The following is an 18,834-nucleotide window of genomic DNA, read 5'->3' as shown; positions in this document are numbered from 1 at the left end:
GTGGATGCCCGGGACAAGCCCGGGCATGACGACGTGGTGACGATGTGCTTATTTCCGCCTACACCGCCTGTTCGCGCGGCTGGGTGATCGCAATGTGCTGGCAGTGCGCGATCGGCGTCGTGCCGTTGGCGACGACGAGCGCGTCGAGCTCGACGAAGCGGTGGCCCTTCTTCTCGTAGTTCGCGGTGACTTTCGCCCGCGCAGTGATCTCGTCGCCGGCGCGCAGCGCCGACAGCAGCTGCATGCGGCTGCCGACATGGATCCACGGGCCCAAAATGGTGTTGTCGACCAGCACGCGGTTCATCACGCGCTGGATCAGGCCGGGATGACCGAGCCCTTCGCGCGCGAAGATCGGATCGGTCTCCCTGACATCCGTGAGATAGTCTGCGGCGGCCTGCCCGGCCCACCGGCGCGGCTCGGTGCCCAGCCATTTGCCCGTCTCGAAGGTCGCCGGACTGACCGGCTTGCGCTCGGCGACCACGGGGACCGTGACATAGTCGCTCAGCGACACCGCCGGCGCTGCCGCCGGCAGCGAGGCCGTGCCTGTCGCGCAGAGCTCGGTGCGGCTGAACACCTCGATCGTCAGCAAGCCGTTGTGCTCGGTCGCATCGACATCGGCAGGCTCGCCATCATAGACCGGCTTGATGAAGCGGGCCTCGATGAGCCCACGTGCCAGAAAATCACGGCCCCACCGCGCCACCGGCACATGCATCATGTAGGCGAAGACATCGACGCCGGGGACAAGCCCGCCGGAAAAGCCGAAGCGGCGCGCCACGGTGTCGTCATGCATCTTGTTTTCGGATTGCTTGGCGGTGTTGTAGGCCTCGACGCGCCAGGTTTCGAGCCGGTCCGGCATGGGGTCATCTTCCCTGTTCTTGTTGTTTCGGGCTGATCGTAGGCCCCAGGGAACACTGGTCAATCCCCTCGCCTTTGCGGCCCGAATGGGGTACCACGCGGCGAATGACTGACACCCCCACCCGCATCTATGTCGACGCCGACGCCTGCCCGGTGAAGGACGAGATTTATCGCGTCGCGCTCCGGCACGGCGTGCCCGTGAGCGTGGTCGCCGGCAATTTCATCCGCGTGCCGCACGATCCGCTGATCGAGCGTATCGCCGCAGGCGCCGGGATGGACGCTGCCGACGACTGGATCGTCGAACGCGTCAAGCCCGGCGACGTCGTCGTCACCTCGGACATTCCGCTGGCGAGCCGCTGCGTCAAGGCCGGCGCCGACGTGATCGCCCCGAACGGCAAGCCGTTCACGGAAGAATCGATCGGGATGACGCTGGCGGTGCGCAATCTGATGACCGATCTGCGCTCGGCCGGCGAAGTCACCGGCGGCCCGCGCTCGTTCGCACCGCGCGACCGCTCCGCCTTCCTCTCGGCGCTCGACCAGACGCTGCGCCGGATCCAGCGCCGCCGCGCCGATCAGGCCGCGACGAGCCAGAATTTGAGTCAAGGCTGACGATGGCGCCGCCGCTGATCCAACTGAAAGACATCAGGCTGACCTTTGGCGGAACGCCGCTCTTGAGCGGTGTCGAGCTCAATGTCGCGCCATCCGAACGCGTCTGCCTGATCGGCCGCAACGGCTCCGGCAAGTCGACGCTGCTGAAGATCGCGGCCGGCCTGGTCGAGCCCGACGGCGGCACGCGCTTCGTGCAGCCGGGCGCGACCGTTCGCTATTTGCCGCAGGAGCCGGATTTCGGCGAGCACAAGACCACGCTCTCTTATGTCGAGTCCGGGCTCGCCCCCGGCGACGACCAGCATCAGGCGCGCTATCTGCTCGAGCAGCTCGGGCTCACCGGCGACGAGAACCCGCACAATCTCTCCGGCGGCGAGGCCCGTCGCGCGGCGCTGGCCTATGTGCTCGCGCCCTCGCCCGACATTCTGCTGCTGGACGAGCCGACCAACCATCTCGATCTCTCCACCATCGAGTGGCTGGAGCAGGAGCTCGACAGCCGCCGCAGCGCGCTGGTGATCATCAGCCACGACCGCCGCTTCCTCACCAATCTGTCGCGCTCCACCGCGTGGCTCGACCGCGGCAAGATCAAGCAGATCGACCGCGGCTTTGCCTCGTTCGAGAGCTGGCGCGACGAGGTGCTGGCGGAAGAGGAGCGCGACCAGCACAAGCTCGACCGCAAGATCGTCGACGAAGAGCACTGGCTACGCCACGGCGTCTCCGGCCGGCGCAAGCGCAACGTCAAGCGCCTCGCCAATCTGCACACGCTGCGCGACCAGCGCCGCAACTATCGCGGCACGGCCGGCACCGCCAGTCTCGCAGCTAGCGAAGCGGAGCAATCCGGCAAGCTGGTGATCGAGGCCAAGGGCGTCTCCAAGGCCTATGGCGAGCGCAAGATCGTCGACAATTTCTCGACCCGCATCCAGCGCGGCGACCGGCTCGGCATCATCGGACCGAACGGCGCCGGCAAGACCACGCTGGTCAATCTGCTCACCGGCGGCGGGGAACCGGACTCCGGCACCCTACGTCTCGGCGCCAATCTAGAGGTAGCGACGCTGGATCAGCACCGCGAAAGCCTCGATCCGAAATCGACGCTGGCTGAAGCCTTGACCGGCGGGCGCGGCGACCAGATCATGGTCGGCGGCAAGCCGAAGCACGTCGTCGGCTACATGAAGGACTTTTTGTTCGCGCAGGAGCAGCGCGGCACGCCGGTGGAAGTCCTCTCGGGCGGTGAGCGCGGCCGGCTGATGCTGGCGCGCGCACTGGCAAAACCCTCGAACCTGCTGGTGCTGGACGAGCCGACCAACGACCTCGATCTCGAAACGCTCGACGTCCTCGAAGACATGCTCGGCGACTACGAGGGCACCGTCATCCTGATCAGCCATGACCGCGACTTCCTCGACCGCGTCGTCACCTCCGTGATCGCGCCCGAGGGCAACGGCAAGTGGACCGAATATGCCGGCGGCTACAGCGACATGCTGACCCAGCGCGGCGCGGATTTGAAGCGCGAAACGGCGAAGGCCCAGCCGGTTGCGGAGAAGAGAGAGGAGCGCGCCGCTGCTCCCGCCTCCACACCGAAACGCAAGCTGAGCTTCAACGAAAAGCACGCGCTGGACACGCTGCCGAAGACGATGGAAAAATTGCAGGCAGATATCGCCAGGCTGCAACGCGTACTCGACGATCCCAACCTCTACGCCAAGGATCGCAAGACATTCGACGACACCTCCGCCGCTATCGCTAAGGCGCATGATGAACTGTCTGCCGCTGAAGAGCGCTGGCTCGAACTTGAAATGCTTCGTGAAGAAATAGAGCAGGCCTAGCGCGCATTCCGCAAAAGTGGGCACCGGTTTTGCGATCAGAATGCGCGCCAACTAAGAGACTCCCATGACAACTCCCCTCGCCGCAAAAATCGCCCGCGAATACGGCACGCCCTGCGCCGTCATCGACATGGACAGGGTCGAGCGCAACATCGCGCGGATCCAGAAGGCCTGCGACGAGGCCGGAATCGCCAACCGTCCCCACATCAAGACCCACAAGAACCCGACCATCGCCAAGATGCAGGTCGCGGCCGGCGCGAAGGGCATCACCTGCCAGAAGCTGGGCGAAGCCGAGATCATGGCCAATGCCGGCATCGACGACATCCTGATCAGCTACAATCTCCTCGGCGAAGAGAAGATGGCGCGGCTCGGTGCGCTGCAGGCCAAGGCCAACATGACGGTGGCCGCCGACAATTCGACCGTCGTTGCCGGCCTGCCCAAGGCCGCGGCGGCGTCGGGCCGTCCGCTCTCGGTCGTGGTCGAATGCGACACCGGGCGCAAGCGCGCCGGCGTCGAGACGCCGGCGGAGGCGATCGCGCTAGCACGCGAGATCGCGAGCTCGAAGGGGCTCGAATTCGCCGGCTTCATGCTGTATCCAACCGAGACCGGCTGGGCGGACGCGCAAAAATTCTACGACGAAGCGCTGGCCGGCGTGCGCGCGCACGGGCTGGACGCAAAAATCGTCTCGACCGGCGGTACGCCGAACCTGAAGAACATCGGCAAGCTCAAGGGCGGCACCGAGCATCGCTTCGGCACCTACATCTACAACGACCGCATGCAGGTCACTGCGGGCTCGGCGACCTGGGACGATTGCGCGCTGCATATTTACTCGACCGTGGTCAGCCGCGCCGCACCCGAGCGCGGCATTCTCGATGCCGGCTCGAAGACGCTGACCACGGATACCGGCGGTCTCGACGGCCACGGCCTGATCCTGGAGCACCCCGAAGCCAAGATCGCGCGCTTCGCCGAGGAGCACGGCTTCCTCGATCTCTCCCGCAGCAACACTCGGCCCAATGTCGGCGACGTCGTCCGCATCGTGCCCAACCACGTCTGTGTCGTCGTCAACATGATGGACGAGGTGGTGATGGTCCGCGGCGAGGAGATCATCGGCACGCTGCCGGTGGCGGCACGCGGGAAGTTGCGGTAGGCATTGCTCTGGTAGGGTGGGTTAGCCGAAGGCGTAACCCACCACTCCTCTCGATGCAGATACAGACGTGGTGGGTTACGCTTCGCTAACCCACCCTACGACCTGGCGAGCCACGCCAGCACGCCCCTGCCCGCGGCGGCTCCCGTCGCGAACGAGGCCTGCAGCAGATAGCCGCCGGTCGGCGCCTCCCAGTCCAGCATCTCGCCGGCGGCGAACACGCCGGGCAATTTTCGCAGCATGAAGCTGCCGTCGAGCTCATCGAAGGTGATCCCGCCCGCAGTCGAGATCGCGCGATCGATCGGGGCAACGCCGGTGAGCTGAACCGGAATGGCGTTGATCAGATGCGCAAGCTCGGCGGGCGAGAACGCGGCCAGTGGCCGGCCGGACACGATGGCGGCCTCCTGCATCAGACCGATTCCGACCGGCGACAATTGCGCCGCCTTGCGCAGGAAGTTCCCGAGCGATTGCTTGCCGCGCGTGCCTGATAGCCGCGTGGTCAGGGCGGCGGCGTCGAGGTCCGGCCGCAATGCGATCGAAAGCGTCGCCTGCCCGAGACTGAGCACCGCCTCCCGCAACTCCGCCGACAGCGCGTAGATCGCGCCGCCTTCGATGCCGCTACGCGTGATCATGGCTTCGCCCCGCACCGTATGCGCGCCGATCGTCAGCGCCACGCCCTTGAGCGGCTGGCCCTCGAAACGATCGCGGAACACATCGGACCAGGCGACCGTGAAGCCGGAATTGGCTGGCCGGAGCTTTGAGATGGCAACGCCCTTCGCGGCGAGGATGTCGGCCCAGCTGCCATCCGACCCCAGCCGCGGCCAGCTCGCGCCGCCGAGCGCGAGCACGGTGGCGTTGGCAGTGACGACCGCCACGCCATCGGGCGCTCGAAACACCAGCCGCCCCTCGTCATCCCAGCCGGTCCAGCGATGACGAAAGGCAAACCGCACGCCGCTCGCATCGAGCCGCCGGAGCCACGCGCGCAGCAAGGGCGAGGCCTTGAACGCTTTTGGAAACACCCGCCCGCTGGTGCCGACGAAGGTCGGCTCACCCAGGGCTTCGCTCCACGCGCGCAACGCCTCAGGCGAAAACGCCTCGATCGCCGCCTGCAGCTTCGGGGCCGCCTCGCGATAGCGCGCCATGAATTCCGACAGCGGTTCGCTGTGGGTGAGATTGAGCCCGCCGCGACCGGCCATCAGGAATTTTCGGCCCGCGGACGGCATCGCGTCGTACACGGTAACGCGCGCGCCGCCCTGCGCCTGCACCTCCGCCGCCATCAGCCCGGCGGGACCGGCCCCGATGACGGCGACGTCGGTCAGAGCTTGATCCCCGCCCGCGCCGCGGCCTGCGCCACGTATTTCTGCGTCTGCTCGAACGCCCCGGTCAGCGCCTTGGCTTTCGACATGTCGCTGATCTCCGCGAAATGCGCGGCCACCGCGTCCGGCGTCCATTCGGTCTCCGGCAGGTTGATGCCCTCGCTCTCCACGATCTTGATCACCGCGAAGGAGCCAGCACCGGCGCCCATGATGGTACGGGTCGGAGCGTCTTCGCTGAGCATGTACTCGACCGCGGGCGTGATCGCGTTCGGCTTCATCAATTGCAGCGCCTGCGGCGGCAGCAGCTCTTCCGTCATGCGCGTCGCCGCCGTCGGCGAGATGATGTTGACGCGGATGTCGGACTTGCGGCCTTCCTCGGCGAGCACGTTCATCAGGCCGACCATGCCGGACTTGGCCGCGCCGTAATTGGCCTGGCCGAAATTGCCGTAGAGGCCGGAGGACGACGTCGTCAGCACGATGCGGCCGTAATTGCGGTCGCGCATGCCGGCCCAGGCCGCCTTGCAGCAATAGAAGGTGCCGACCAGATGCACGTCGAGCACTTTCTGGAAGTCGGCCGCTTCCATCTTGCCGAACGACTTGTCGCGCAAAATGCCGGCATTGGCGCACAAGAGATCGACGCTGCCCCATTCCTTGGTGGCGCGCTCGACCATGGCGGTGACCTGTTCGAAATTCGAGACGTCGGCGCCATCCGCCATCGCGGTGCCACCGGCTTTGCGGATTTCCTCGACCACGGTCTCGGCCGGCGACAGCGAGCCACCGGTGCCGTCACGCGCGCCGCCGAAATCGTTGACGACGACCTTGGCGCCGCGGCTGGCCAGTCCCAGCGCATGCGCACGCCCCAGACCATTGCCCGCGCCGGTGACGATGGCGACGCGTCCGTCGAACCTGATTGCCATGAGTGCTTTCCTACATGCTAGTCGTCATGGGCGGGCTCGACCCGGCCATCCATCAAATTGACAGGCTTTTGAGCAGCGATGGCTGGCCGGGTCAAGCCCGGCCGCCCTACGCGAAATAGATCAGACCCAGCCACTCCGCGACCAGCGCCGGCTTGTCCTCGCCTTCGATCTCCACGGTCACGTTGGTGCGGGACTGCAGCTCGTTGGGCTTGCGGAGCTTGGCTTCGGCCAGCACGAAACGGCCGCGGACGCGCTTGCCGGAACGCACCGGCGAGATGAAGCGCAGCTTGTCGAAACCGTAATTGACGCCCATCGTGGTCCCCGCGATCACGGGCATCACCTCATAGGACATGATCGACAGCAGCGACATCGTCAGGAAGCCGTGCGCGATGGTGGTGCCGAAGGCGGTCTCCTTCTTGGCCCGTTCAGGGTCGACATGGATAAACTGGTGATCCTCGATCACGTCGGCATAGGTGTCGATGCGCGGTTGATCGATCAGGTGCCACGACGATACGCCGATCTCCTTGCCGACCATGGCCTGATAGGCTTCCAAGGAAATCGGCGGCTTCTTCCAGACTTCGTTCATTTAGCAACTCCAAATGCCGTCATTCCGGGGCGCGCGAAGCGCGAGCCCGGAATCCATCGCGCCACGGCGTCTGTTGCAAGATGGATTCCGGGTTCGATGCTACGCATCGCCTCGGAATGACAAGCCTACTTAGGTCTCACTCCGTGTTTTCGGCAGTTCCGGAAAATCCTCCTCACGGAATTCCCGGCCGCGCAGCGGATCGTTGCGATCATCGTCGCGCTCCAGCCTGCGTAGCTGCACCCGGCGGATTTTTCCAGAGATCGTCTTCGGCAGCTCGGTGACGATTTCGAGGCGACGGATGCGCTTGAACGGGGCGAGCCGCGTGTGCAGGTGCTGGAAGATCGACAGCGCGGTCTCAGGCGTCCGCTCCGCGCCCGAGGTCAGCAGCACGAACGCCTTGGGGATCGCGAGCCGGATCGGATCCGGGCTCGGCACCACCGCGGCTTCTGCGACCAGCTCATGCTCGAGCAACACGCTCTCCAACTCGAACGGACTGATCCGGTAATCCGACGACTTGAACACGTCGTCGGAGCGGCCGACAAAAGTAAGATAGCCCTCGTCGTCTTCGAACACGACATCGCCGCTGCGATAGAGCTCGCCCTCGGCGCCGGAGAGCTTGCCGTCGTCGCTCTGATAGCCCTGCATCAGCCCGGCGGGGCGCTCGGCGCCGAGCACCAGTGTAACTTCGCCTTCCCTGGCGGGATGGCCGTCAGCATCGCTGATCTGCACGCGATAGCCCGGCAGCGGCCGGCCCATCGAGCCGATCTTGATCTTCTGGCCCGGCGAGTTGCCGGCGAGCGCGGTGGTTTCGGTCTGGCCGTAGCCGTCGCGGATGGTGAGCCCCCAGGCGGCCTTCACCTGGTCGATCACTTCCGGGTTGAGCGGCTCGCCGGCGCCGCAGACCTCGCGCAAGCTCACCTTGAAGGAGGCAAGGTTCTCCTGGATGAACAGCCGCCACACCGTCGGCGGCGCGCACAGCGTGGTGACGCCGCAGCGGCCGATGGTGGCGAGCAGGCCCTTAGCATCGAAGCGCGGCTGGTTGACCACGAACACGGTGGCGCCCCGCATTCCACGGCGCGAAGAAGCAGCTCCAGGCATGCTTGGCCCAGCCGGGCGAGGAAATGTTGAGATGGACGTCACCCGGCTTCAGCCCGATCCAGTACATGGTCGACAGATGGCCGACCGGATAGCTGCGCTGGCTGTGCAGCACGAGTTTCGGCTTCGCCGTCGTGCCCGATGTGAAATAGAGCAGCATCGGATCGTCGGCATTAGTCGGGCCGTCGGCGCTAAAACTCTCCGGGGCCTTTGCGGCCTCATCATAGGGGAGCCATCCGTCGTGAGCCGTGCCGACCACGATGCGAACGATGTTCTCGGCACCAAGGTTTGCGAACTTCGCGACCTGATCCTCAGCGGCGATCACCGCCTTGGCCTTGCCGCGATCGAGGCGATCGCGCAGCTCGTCCGCGGTGAGCAGCGTGGTCGCGGGGATTACGACGACGCCGAGCTTCATCGCCGCCAGCATCGTCTCCCACAGCGGAACCACATTGCCGAGCAGCAGCAGAAGATGATCGCCGCGGTTCAGGCCCTGCGCGCGGAAGAAATTCGCCACCTGGTTCGAGCGCTTTGACAGCGCCGCGAAGGACAGTTTTGTCTGCCGGTCCTGCGCGGCGTCGACGATCCAGAGCGCGGGCCGGTCCCTGGCTTCGGCGTCCTTCGCCAGCTCGTCGAACCAGTCGAGCGCCCAGTTGAAGGGAGCCGGATCCGGCCAGCGGAAGCCTTTGACCGCTGTCTCGTAATCCGTGCGGTGCTTGAGCAGAAACGCGCGCGCGTCCTGAAATGTCGTCATGTTCCGGGCCCGTCGAAATGATCTTCGAACGTAACCCGGATGGAGCGAAGCGCAATCCGGGGCCGGCTACGCCATTGGAAGCAGCTGACCCGGATTTCGCTTCGCTCCATCCGGGCAACGAAGCCTCGCTATTTTCCAGCGAGGCTGCGAACGTGCTTGATAATTCCGGAAAAATCCACCCCACCTTGCCCGGCTGCGTCGAAAGACTGATAGATCTCCTGCGCATGCTTGCCGAGCGGGGTGGCAGCGCCCGCAGCCTTCGCGGCGTCCTGCGCCAGCGTCAGATCCTTCACCATCAGCGCCGAGGCAAAGCCCGGCTTGTAGTCGTTGTTCGCGGGCGAAGTCGGCACCGGACCCGGCACCGGGCAATAGGTCGTCAGCGACCAGCACTGGCCCGACGAGGTCGAGGCAACGTCGAACAGCGCCTGATGCGAGAGGCCGAGCTTCTCGCCGAGTGCGAAAGCTTCGCTCACCGCGATCATGGAAATGCCGAGGATCATGTTGTTGCAGATCTTGGCCGCCTGCCCTGCGCCGGCGCCGCCGCAATGCACGATCTTCTTGCCCATGTTCTCCAGCACGGGCTTTGCCGCCGCGAATGCATTCTCCTCGCCGCCGCACATGAAGGTGAGCGTCGCGCCCTTGGCGCCGCCGGTGCCGCCGGAGACCGGCGCATCCACCGAGAGCACGCCGTGCTTGCCGGCGAGCGCATGCGCCTGCCTCGCACTCTCGACGTCGATGGTGGAGCTATCGATGACCAGCGCACCCTTGGTCATCGCGGGAAGGATTTCGTTCCAGACGCCGAGCACATGCTTGCCGGCCGGCAGCATGGTGACGACGACATCGGCGCCCTTTACCGCGCCCGCGGCGCTGTCGGCGATGCCGGCGCCATCGGCCTTGGCCTGATTGCGCGAGGCTTCGACGAGATCGAACGCCACCACCTTGTGGCCGGCCTTCACGAGGTTGGCGGCCATCGGGCCGCCCATGTTGCCCAGACCAATGAATGCGATCGTGGCCATTGTCGTCTCCTCCGCTTCAATCGTTGATTAGTTGAACTTCAGCTCGTCGGCGCCGATCTCGGCGAGATACGGCGCAAGCATCTCTGGCGTCACATCCTCGATCCGCGGCGGCGACCAGATCGGATTGCGGTCCTTGTCGATCACGGCCGCGCGCACGCCCTCACGAAAATCATCGCTGCGGAACACCTCGAGCGCGGCACGGTACTCGCGCACCAGGCATTCCTCCAGGCTCGACGCGGTGCGCGCCAGTCGCAACAATTTCAGCGTCACCACCATGCCGCGCGGTGATTTTTCGTTGAGCGTCTTCAGCGTCGCCAGCGCGAACTCCGAGCCGTCACGTTTCAGAGCGGCAAAGATATCTTCCATCCGGTCGAAGCCGAACAATGCGTCGATAGCAGGCTCTTTTGCCGCGACCGGTCCCGCGGTCTCGCCCGTCGCAAAGCCGTTGATGAGCTTGCCAATATCGGCCGCAGTTACGCCTGGACGAACCTTGGTCAGCGCCTCGCGCAGCTCCGGCCATTTGGCCGTCGGCACCACGGCGTCGGCGAATTTGGCGTGGATCGCGTCGGGTCCGTTCATGGTCTGGCCGGTCAGGCCGAAGTAAGTGCCGATCTCGCCCGGCGAGCGCGACAACAGAAAGGTGCCGCCGACGTCAGGAAAGAAGCCGAGCCCGACTTCGGGCATCGCGAGCTTGGTGCGATCGGTGACGATGCGATGGCTGGCATGGGCGGAGAGCCCGACGCCGCCGCCCATCACGATGCCGTCCATGAAGGCGATATACGGTTTTGGGAATTTCTTGATCCGGGCGTTGAGGATGTATTCCTCGCGCCAGAGGATCTTGCCGAGGTCGCCGTTGACCTTCGAGCTCTCCCAGAGCGTGCGGATGTCGCCGCCGGCACAGAGGCCGCGCTCCCCGGCACCTTCCAGCACGATCACGGCGACGGCGGAATCGGCCTCGAAGCGATCGAGCGCCTTGTCGATGTCGCGAAACATCTCCAGCGTGACGGCGTTGATGGCCTTGGGACGATTGAGCCTGATCACCCCGGCCGCGCCCTCGACGCGCGCGACCAGATCGCCCTCTTCCACCGAACTCATCGCGCGCCCTCGATCAGTTTGCGCGCCACGATGAGCCGCATGATTTCATTGGTGCCTTCGAGGATCTGGTGCACGCGCAGATCGCGCACGATCTTCTCGATCCCATATTCGCTCAAGTACCCGTAGCCGCCGTGAAGCTGCAGCGCATGGTTGGCGACCTCGAAGCCGACATCGGTGCCGAAGCGTTTTGCCATCGCGCATAGCATGGTGGCATCGGGGTCCTTCCGGTCCAACGCCGCGGCGGCGCGCCACAGGAAGGTGCGCGCGGCCTCGAGCTCGATCGCCATGTCGGCGAGACGGAATTGCAGCGCCTGGAATTCGTCGAGACGCTTTCCGAAGGCCTTGCGCTCCTTCATGTAGGCGCGCGCCTTGTCGAGCGCGGTTTGCGCGCCGCCCAGCGAGCACGCGGTGATGTTGAGGCGGCCCCCATCGAGACCGGCCATCGCGATCTTGAAGCCGATGCCCTCCTCGCCGAGGCGGTTGGTAACAGGCACGCGGGCGTTCTCGAACATCACGGCGCGGGTCGGCTGCGCGTTCCAGCCCATCTTGCGCTCATTGGCGCCGAAGGAGACGCCCGGCGTCTTGCCGTCGATGACGAGGGTCGAGATGCCGCCGGGGCCATCGCCGCCGGTGCGCACCATCGCGACCAGCAGATCAGTACCGCCGGCACCGGAGATGAACTGCTTTTGGCCGTTGAGAACGTAGTGATCGCCATCGCGCACCGCGCGGGTGCGGAGCGCCGCGGCATCCGAGCCCGCGCCCGGCTCGGTCAGGCAGTAGCTCGCGATCAGCTCCATCGAGCAGAGCTTTGGCAGCCATGTATGACGCTGGGTGTCGCTGCCGAAGGCATCGATCATCCAGCTCGCCATGTTGTGGATCGAGATGAAGGCGGAGGTGGTCGGGCAGCCCGTCGCCAACGCCTCGAAGATCAGCGCCGCGTCGAACCGCGTCATCGCGGATCCCCCGACATCCTCACGGATGTAGATGCCGCCCATGCCGAGCGTGGCGGCCTCGCGCATCACGTCGACGGGGAAGTGCTTCTCCTCGTCCCAGCGCAGCGCGTGCGGCGCGATCTTCTCCGCCGCAAACGCCAACGCCATGTCGCGAACCGCGATCTGATCCTCGTTCAGAGCGAACTGCATGCTGCCGTTACCCTCTTGCCCCATCGTCATTGTGAGCGCAGCGACGTGTCCGCCGAAGCCTTTGGCGAAGGCGGAAGCAATCCAGGCTGCCTCCGCGGAGAGACTCTGGATTGCTTCGTCGCTACGCTCCTCGCAATGACGGGCTGGGCAACAGCCCTACTTCATCAGCGGGATCGAGAACTCCGCACCTTCCTTGACGCCGGACGGCCAGCGCGAGGTCACCGTCTTGGTCTTGGTGTAGAAGCGGACCGAATCCGGACCGTGCTGGTTGAGATCGCCAAAACCCGATTTCTTCCAGCCGCCGAAGGTGTAATAGGCAATCGGCACCGGGATCGGCACGTTGATGCCGACCATGCCGACATTGACCTTGGCTGCGAAGTCGCGGGCGGCGTCACCGTCGCGGGTGAAGATGGCAACGCCGTTGCCGTAGTCATGCTCGGACGGCAGCGCCAGCGCTTCCTTGTAATCGTGCGCGCGCACGACCGAGAGCACCGGGCCGAAGATCTCTTCCTTGTAGATCCGCATATCCTTGGTGACGTTGTCGAACAGCGAGCCGCCGAGATAGAAGCCGTTCTCGTAGCCCTGCATCTTGAAGCCGCGGCCATCGACGGCGAGCGTCGCGCCTTCCTTGATGCCGATGTCGATGTAGCCCTTGACCTTCTCGACCGCCTCGCGCGTGACCAGCGGGCCGTAATCGGCGGACGGATCGATCGAGGTGCCGATCTTGAGCGATTCGACACGCGGGATCAGCTTTTCCATGAGACGGTCGGCAGTGGACTTGCCGACGGGGACCGCGACTGAGACGGCCATGCAGCGCTCGCCGGCCGAGCCGTAGCCGGCGCCGATCAGCGCGTCGACCGCCTGGTCCATGTCGGCATCCGGCATGATGATGGCGTGGTTCTTGGCGCCGCCGAAACACTGGCAGCGCTTGCCCGTTTGAGCTGCGCGCTCATAGATGTACTGCGCGATCGGCGTGGAGCCGACGAAGCCGACGGCCTTGATATCGGGGTCGTCGAGGATGGCGTCTACCGCCTCCTTGTCGCCGTTGACGACGTTGAGGATGCCGGCCGGCAGGCCGGCCTCGATCATGAGTTCGGCGAGCAGCATCGGCACGCCGGGATCGCGCTCGGAGGGCTTGAGGATGAAGGCGTTGCCGCAGGCGATCGCGGGCGCGAACTTCCACATCGGGATCATCGCCGGGAAATTGAACGGCGTGATGCCGGCGACGACACCGAGTGCCTGGCGCATCGAATAGATGTCGATGCCGGGGCCGGCGCCTTCGGTGTATTCGCCCTTCATCAGATGCGGGATGCCGCAGGCGAACTCGGCGACCTCGAGGCCGCGCTGGATGTCGCCCTTCGCATCGGGCACGGTCTTGCCGTGCTCGCGGGCGAGCAGCTCGGCCAGCTTGTCGTAGTCGCGCTGAACCAGCTCGACGAATTTCATCATGACGCGGGCGCGGCGCTGCGGATTGGTCGCGGCCCATTCGGGCTGTGCTGCGCGGGCGTTCTCGACCGCGGCCCGGACCTCGGCCTTGGACGCCAGCGCCACCTTGGCCTGGACGTCACCGGTCATCGGCTCGAAAACGTCGGCGGTGCGGCCAGAGGTGCCCTTTACTTCCTTACCACCGATGAAATGTCCGACTGAACGCATGGAATGATCTCCTTGAGGCCGAGCTTGAACGCTTTGACAAATCCTATCGACCTGCATTTTATAGGATTCAAGTCTGAGATAATGCACCATAGATGTGCGAAAATGCTGGATCAAGGCGCTATCGATTGGGACGACTTTCGCTTCGTGCTGGCCATCGTGCGGGGCGGCTCGGTTTCGGCTGCGGCAAAACAGCTCGGGGTCGACCATGCCACGGTGATCCGCCGGGTCGACCGGCTGGAGAAGCACCTCTCGGCCAAGCTGTTCGACCGGCGCAAGACCGGCTACCTCCTCACCGAGGCCGGCCAGCGCGTCGCCGATAGCGCGGAAGCGATGGAATCGACCATCGTTGCCAACCAGGAGCAGGTCGGCGGCTCCGTGGCGCGGCTGACGGGGACGGTGCGGATCGGCGCGCCCGACGGGTTCGGCACGGCCTTCCTGGCGCCGCGGCTGGCCCCCTTCGCCGACCGGTATCCCGATCTCGATCTGCAACTTGTGGCCACCGCGCGGCTGTTCAGTCTCTCCAAGCGCGAGGCCGATATCGCCATCAGCCTGACCATGCCGAAGGAAGGCCGCATTGTCGGCCGCAAGCTGCTCGACTACCGCCTCGGCCTCTATGCCGCACCTGGCTATCTCGATCGCTTCCCCGCGATCACCTCGCGGCAGGATCTGCCGCAACACCGCTTCGTCGGCTACATCGAAGAGCTCTTGTTCACGCCGGAACTCGATTATCTGCCGCAGGTGTCGCCGCGGATTTCGGCGCGCTTCCGCAGCGCCAATCTGATCGCACAGCTCAATGCCACGCTGTCGGGCTTCGGCATCGCGGTGCTGCCGCACTTCATGGCGAGCGATTATCCGCAACTCGTTCCGGTGTTGCCCGAGGAGATCTCGATCACGCGGACATTCTGGATGCTGATGCACGCCGACAGCAAGGATCTGGCGCGGATCAGGGCGGTGGCCGATTACATCGGGGAGATCGTGGAGCGCGAGCGAGCGCTGTTTGCCGGACGCACTTCGTAGGGTGGGTTAGCCGAAGGCGTAACCCACCACGCCTGCCTCCGCGGAAATCGAAGAGGTGGACTACGCTTCGCTAATCCACCCTACGCATTCAACGGCACCTCGGCTAGCTCTTCGCCTTCTTTGGCGCAGCAGCCTTCGGCTCGCGCTTCACGCCCTCCAGCGCACTGTCCCTGCCCACCTTCAACACCTCGTCGGAGAGCTCGCTCGACCCTGCAATGCGCGCCAGCAGCATGGTGCCGGCCATCGTCGCCAGCGTCGCAACCGCCTGCTTGCGTGCGGCCTTGCGCGGCATGTTCGGAATGTTGTCCGCCAGCACCTCGATCATCTCGTCGAGCTTGCCGGCAAAGGCCTTTCGCGCCTTCGGGCTCTCGCGGGCAATCTCGGCACCGAGCGCCGGGATCGAGCAGCCATGGCCGGGATTGTCGCGATGCAACGCCGACAGGTAGGCCTCCGCGATCATCGCCAGCCGCTTGTCCGGCGAAACCTCGTCGGTGATCTTGCGCCAGTGTTCCATCGAGCGGTCCATCGCGTAACCGAACGCCTCGATCACCAGCGCCTCGCGGGAATCGAAATGCGCGTAGAAGCCGCCATGGGTCAGGCCCGCCTCCTTCATGAGGTCGGCCACGCCGATGCCATGGGCGCCCTTTTCGCGCAGCCGCACAGAGGCCCTCTTCACGATACGGTCGTGGGTTTCCTGCTTGTGTTCCCGGGAGTAGCGCATACGGTTCTCATTGAATGTCGATGGTCATCTCATAACACGCAAATGACGAAAAGGGTGCATTAATTCATGTTAAGTTGCTTCCGATCATGGAAAACGTCGCGGTTGCGTGCACCGCAAGGGCGCCCTTGCCGTCCCGGACGAAGCCTTCGGCGTAGCTGGTCTGCCGCCCCAGCTTGATCACCTTGCCTTCGGCCGAGATCAGGCCTGAGCGAACCGAGAGCGGACGCAGGAAGGTCATTTTCAGGTCGAGCGTCACGGAGCTCTGCCCGGCTTCCAACCGGGTCGAGATCGCGCATCCCATCGCGGTATCGAGCAGCGCAGCTGCTGTCGCGCCGTGGATGAGGCCAATGGTATTTTCGAGATCCTCGCGCGGCTCCAGTTCCATGACGATCCGGCCCGGCTCGACCACCCCCACCGTGAAGCCGATCAGTTTTGCAAAAGGCGGCGGCGGCAGCCGGCCATCGCGAATGCCCAGCATGGCGTCCATGCCCGACAGGCCCATCGCTACTTTCGCGACCGGCGCCGGCACCTGCCAGTCCACCACGCGCTCGCGACGCTGTGCGGGCGAAAACAGATCGAGTTGGTCGGGTTCAGTCATGGGATCCCTTTTGTATGTTACTCGTCATACTATGCCACGGACTTCGCCCTTGCAACTCGCCCCACCCCGCTTGACAACAAGGACGTTTCGGCCCGGAAGTGGCACCGACCCGCGCGCCTCGCGCCTGTCCACGAAACCTTCGAGATGCCACGATGGAAATGCTCACCCCCCACTGCGGCGTGACGCGCGATACGCGCGGCGTCGTTCATGTCGCGATCTGCAACGCCGGCCCGCTCAATATTCTCGGCTCGCCGGTGATCGACGACGTGCGCGAAGGCCTGCAGCAGCTCAGCTCGGACCGCAGCATCCGCGTCGTGGTGCTGCGCGGCCATAGCGAGAGGAGCATGATCGGGGGCGCCGACATCAAGGAGATGGCCAAGCTCGACCAACGATCGGCCGAAGCCTTCATCAGCCGCCTGCGCGACCTCTGCGAGGCCGTGCGCGCCTTCCCCGCCCCGGTGATCGCGCGCATGCCCGGCTGGTGCCTCGGCGGCGGCCTCGAAGTCGCCGCCGCCTGCGATTTCCGGATTGCCGCGCATGATGCGCATTTCGGCATGCCGGAGGTTCGCGTCGGCATCCCCTCGGTGATCCACGCAGCGCTGTTGCCCCGTCTGATCGGCTGGGCCCGCGCGCGCTGGCTGGTGATGACGGCGGAGAATATCGACGCGCCGACGGCGTTCGCCTGGGGCCTGGTCGACAAGGTGGCGCCCGAAGACGGCCTGGATGCGGAGATCGAGCACTTGGTGAAAGCATTGCTCGAATGCGGCCCCGAAGCGCTGCGCTCGCAGAAGGCGCTGCTGCGGCAGTGGGAGGAACTGCCGCTGACGGAGTCGGTGAACCTCAGCGTCAAGGTGTTCGGCGAGTCGTTCCTGACGGACGAGCCGACGCGGCTGATGCAGGCGTTTGTGAACAGGAAACGGTAGGATGCAGGCTTCGGTGCCCCGGACGCAGCGCAGCGCCGCTTTGGCGGTGCGCTGCTGAGCCGGGGCCCACGCACCAACGAGGCCGGCGCGACTCTGGGTCCCGGCTCTGCGACGCGACGTTGCTCGCCGCGCCGCGTCCGGGACACGGATGAGGAAACAGCGCCGCAACAAATCTCATCCGACCCACGACATTTTCTCATCCCTGCCACGGTTGCATTTTTTGCGCCGCATCATATGATGATCATAATCCTACACATCACCTCCAGGGAGCCCCATCATGGCCGAAGCCGCCGATCCCGTCGTCATCCTCTCCGCCGCCCGCACCCCGCTCGGCCGCTTCATGGGCGAGCTCTCGCCGCTCCCCGCCCACAAGCTCGGATCGCATGTGATCGGCGCGGCGCTGGAGCGCGCAAAACTTGAACCCGAGAAAGCCGACGAGGTCTTCATGGGCTGTGTGCTGCCGGCCGGACAGGGCCAGGCACCCGCCCGCCAGGCGGCGCGCGCGGCCGGGCTGCCCGATGCCACCGGCGCGACCACGGTCAACAAGGTCTGCGGCTCCGGCATGAAGGCGACCATGCTCGCGCACGACATCATTCGCGCCGGCTCGGCCGAGATCGTCGTCTCCGGCGGAATGGAAAGCATGAGCAATGCGCCCTATCTGCTCGCCAAGGCGCGCGGCGGCTATCGCGTCGGCCATGACCGCATCATCGACCACATGATGATGGACGGGCTGGAGGATGCCTACGAGACCGGTCGTTCGATGGGCGATTTCGGCGAGGCCACCGCGGAGACGTACCAGTTCACCCGCAAGGACCAGGACGCCTATGCCATGGAGACGCTCAGCCGCGCCCGCAAGGCTGTCGAGGGCGGCGCGTTCAAGGTCGAGATTGCGCCGATCACGCTCGCGGAAAAGGCCGGTCCCCGCATCGTCGCCAATGATGAGCATCCATTGAAGGTCGATCCGGCGAAGATCCCGGGCCTGAAGCCGGCATTCCGCGCCAACGGCACCATCACGCCGGCCGCCTCCTCCGCCAATGCCGACGGCGCCGCCGCGCTGGTGCTGACGAAGCGGTCGCTCGCCGATCGGGGCGGCCTGCCCGTTCTCGCGGAGATCAAGGGCCACGCCACCCACAGCCAGGAGCCGCAATGGTTCACCACGGCGCCGATCCCGGCGATCCGCAAGCTGCTCGACAAGGTCGGCTGGGCTGCCTCCGATGTCGACCTGTTCGAGATCAACGAGGCCTTTGCCGTGGTGGCGATGGCGGCGCAGCGTGACCTCGGCATTCCCCGCGACAAGCTGAACGTCAATGGCGGCGCCTGCGCGCTCGGCCATCCCATCGGGGCCACCGGGGCGCGACTGATCGTGACGCTGCTGCATGCGCTCGAGGCCCAGAATCTCAAACGCGGTATCGCGGCCCTCTGCATCGGCGGCGGCGAAGCCACGGCGATCGCGGTGGAGCGGCTGGCGCGCTGAGCGGGGGTGTCCGAAATTAAGGGAAGTCTGTCATTTCAGACTTCCCCTTCCTGTGCCAGACTGCAACGATGACGCGGGTCCCTCGGGGCTCGCCAACCCACATTGAGGCCC

General features: G+C 65.5%; 16 protein-coding genes and 1 pseudogene. 6 read left to right on the top strand and 11 right to left on the bottom strand.

Features of this window, described 5'->3' with window-relative positions; genetic code table 11:
• Window positions 1–58: 58 nt before the first annotated feature.
• Window positions 59–856: a hypothetical protein gene (locus IC66_RS47025; protein WP_038946444.1), complete on the bottom strand. Its 798-nt coding sequence runs from the start codon at window positions 854–856 to the stop codon at window positions 59–61.
• A 104-nt stretch (window positions 857–960) separates the two neighbouring features.
• On the opposite strand from IC66_RS47025, the gene IC66_RS0101605 reads away from it, so the two are divergent.
• From IC66_RS0101605 to IC66_RS0101595, 3 genes are all read left to right on the top strand, one after another.
• Window positions 961–1,464, top strand: coding sequence for a YaiI/YqxD family protein (locus IC66_RS0101605; RefSeq protein WP_018319890.1), 504 nt, complete (start codon window positions 961–963; stop codon window positions 1,462–1,464).
• Between the two features lie 2 nt (window positions 1,465–1,466).
• On the top strand, window positions 1,467–3,278 hold the full coding sequence (locus IC66_RS0101600) for an ABC-F family ATP-binding cassette domain-containing protein (protein WP_038946443.1): 1,812 nt from the start codon (window positions 1,467–1,469) through the stop codon (window positions 3,276–3,278).
• Window positions 3,279–3,342: 64 nt separating this feature from the next.
• Window positions 3,343–4,422 carry a D-TA family PLP-dependent enzyme gene (locus tag IC66_RS0101595; RefSeq protein WP_038946442.1) on the top strand — a complete coding sequence of 360 codons (1,080 nt, stop codon included), beginning with the start codon at window positions 3,343–3,345 and terminating at the stop codon, window positions 4,420–4,422.
• A 95-nt stretch (window positions 4,423–4,517) separates the two neighbouring features.
• Here the strand turns inward: IC66_RS0101595 and IC66_RS0101590 are convergent, their stop codons facing one another.
• The 8 genes and pseudogenes from IC66_RS0101590 to IC66_RS0101555 form a co-directional block, all read right to left on the bottom strand.
• The gene (locus IC66_RS0101590) at window positions 4,518–5,738 is read right to left on the bottom strand and encodes an NAD(P)/FAD-dependent oxidoreductase (RefSeq protein WP_038946441.1); all 1,221 of its coding nucleotides are present in this window, start codon (window positions 5,736–5,738) and stop codon (window positions 4,518–4,520) included.
• Window positions 5,735–6,652 carry an SDR family NAD(P)-dependent oxidoreductase gene (locus IC66_RS0101585; protein ID WP_028145118.1) on the bottom strand — a complete coding sequence of 306 codons (918 nt, stop codon included), beginning with the start codon at window positions 6,650–6,652 and terminating at the stop codon, window positions 5,735–5,737. Before IC66_RS0101585 ends, IC66_RS0101590 begins: the two co-directional genes overlap by 4 nt.
• 106 nt (window positions 6,653–6,758) lie before the next feature.
• Window positions 6,759–7,238, bottom strand: a complete 480-nt coding sequence (locus IC66_RS0101580; RefSeq protein ID WP_028145119.1) for a MaoC family dehydratase — start codon at window positions 7,236–7,238, stop codon at window positions 6,759–6,761.
• A gap of 129 nt (window positions 7,239–7,367) precedes the next feature.
• A pseudogene (locus tag IC66_RS0101575) lies at window positions 7,368–9,084 on the bottom strand (AMP-binding protein).
• Window positions 9,085–9,212: 128 nt separating this feature from the next.
• Window positions 9,213–10,121: a 3-hydroxyisobutyrate dehydrogenase gene (mmsB, locus tag IC66_RS0101570; protein ID WP_338307191.1), complete on the bottom strand. Its 909-nt coding sequence runs from the start codon at window positions 10,119–10,121 to the stop codon at window positions 9,213–9,215.
• Window positions 10,122–10,127: 6 nt separating this feature from the next.
• Complete coding sequence (locus IC66_RS0101565; RefSeq protein ID WP_028145121.1) at window positions 10,128–11,195, bottom strand: enoyl-CoA hydratase/isomerase family protein; 1,068 nt, start codon at window positions 11,193–11,195, stop codon at window positions 10,128–10,130.
• Window positions 11,192–12,337 (bottom strand): isobutyryl-CoA dehydrogenase, encoded by a 1,146-nt coding sequence (locus IC66_RS0101560; RefSeq protein WP_038946439.1) that lies wholly within the window; start codon window positions 12,335–12,337, stop codon window positions 11,192–11,194. Before IC66_RS0101560 ends, IC66_RS0101565 begins: the two co-directional genes overlap by 4 nt.
• A 156-nt stretch (window positions 12,338–12,493) precedes the next feature.
• Entirely contained in the window at window positions 12,494–13,990 is a 1,497-nt protein-coding gene (locus IC66_RS0101555; protein ID WP_038946438.1) for a CoA-acylating methylmalonate-semialdehyde dehydrogenase, read from the bottom strand.
• Between the two features lie 102 nt (window positions 13,991–14,092).
• Here IC66_RS0101555 and IC66_RS0101550 point away from each other — a divergent pair, with 102 nt between their 5' ends.
• Window positions 14,093–15,007: a LysR family transcriptional regulator gene (locus IC66_RS0101550; RefSeq protein WP_028145124.1), complete on the top strand. Its 915-nt coding sequence runs from the start codon at window positions 14,093–14,095 to the stop codon at window positions 15,005–15,007.
• Window positions 15,008–15,110: 103 nt separating this feature from the next.
• Here IC66_RS0101550 and IC66_RS0101545 read toward each other — a convergent pair whose 3' ends face one another.
• Together IC66_RS0101545 and IC66_RS0101540 are read right to left on the bottom strand one after the other, a co-directional pair.
• Complete coding sequence (locus IC66_RS0101545) at window positions 15,111–15,728, bottom strand: TetR/AcrR family transcriptional regulator (protein WP_038946437.1); 618 nt, start codon at window positions 15,726–15,728, stop codon at window positions 15,111–15,113.
• Window positions 15,729–15,792: 64 nt separating this feature from the next.
• Window positions 15,793–16,326: a PaaI family thioesterase gene (locus IC66_RS0101540; RefSeq protein ID WP_038946436.1), complete on the bottom strand. Its 534-nt coding sequence runs from the start codon at window positions 16,324–16,326 to the stop codon at window positions 15,793–15,795.
• Between the two features lie 152 nt (window positions 16,327–16,478).
• Between IC66_RS0101540 and IC66_RS0101535 the strand changes: the two genes are divergently transcribed.
• Together IC66_RS0101535 and IC66_RS0101530 are read left to right on the top strand one after the other, a co-directional pair.
• Window positions 16,479–17,249, top strand: coding sequence for an enoyl-CoA hydratase (locus IC66_RS0101535; RefSeq protein WP_038946434.1), 771 nt, complete (start codon window positions 16,479–16,481; stop codon window positions 17,247–17,249).
• Between the two features lie 277 nt (window positions 17,250–17,526).
• Entirely contained in the window at window positions 17,527–18,723 is a 1,197-nt protein-coding gene (locus IC66_RS0101530) for an acetyl-CoA C-acyltransferase (RefSeq protein ID WP_038946433.1), read from the top strand.
• Window positions 18,724–18,834 lie beyond the last annotated feature (111 nt).

This window comes from Bradyrhizobium genomosp. III (assembly GCF_000261705.1).
Taxonomy (GTDB): Bacteria; Pseudomonadota; Alphaproteobacteria; order Rhizobiales; family Xanthobacteraceae; genus Bradyrhizobium; species Bradyrhizobium ottawaense.
Note: the sequence above shows the minus strand (reverse complement) of the source record. Positions and strands in the feature narration are given on the sequence as shown.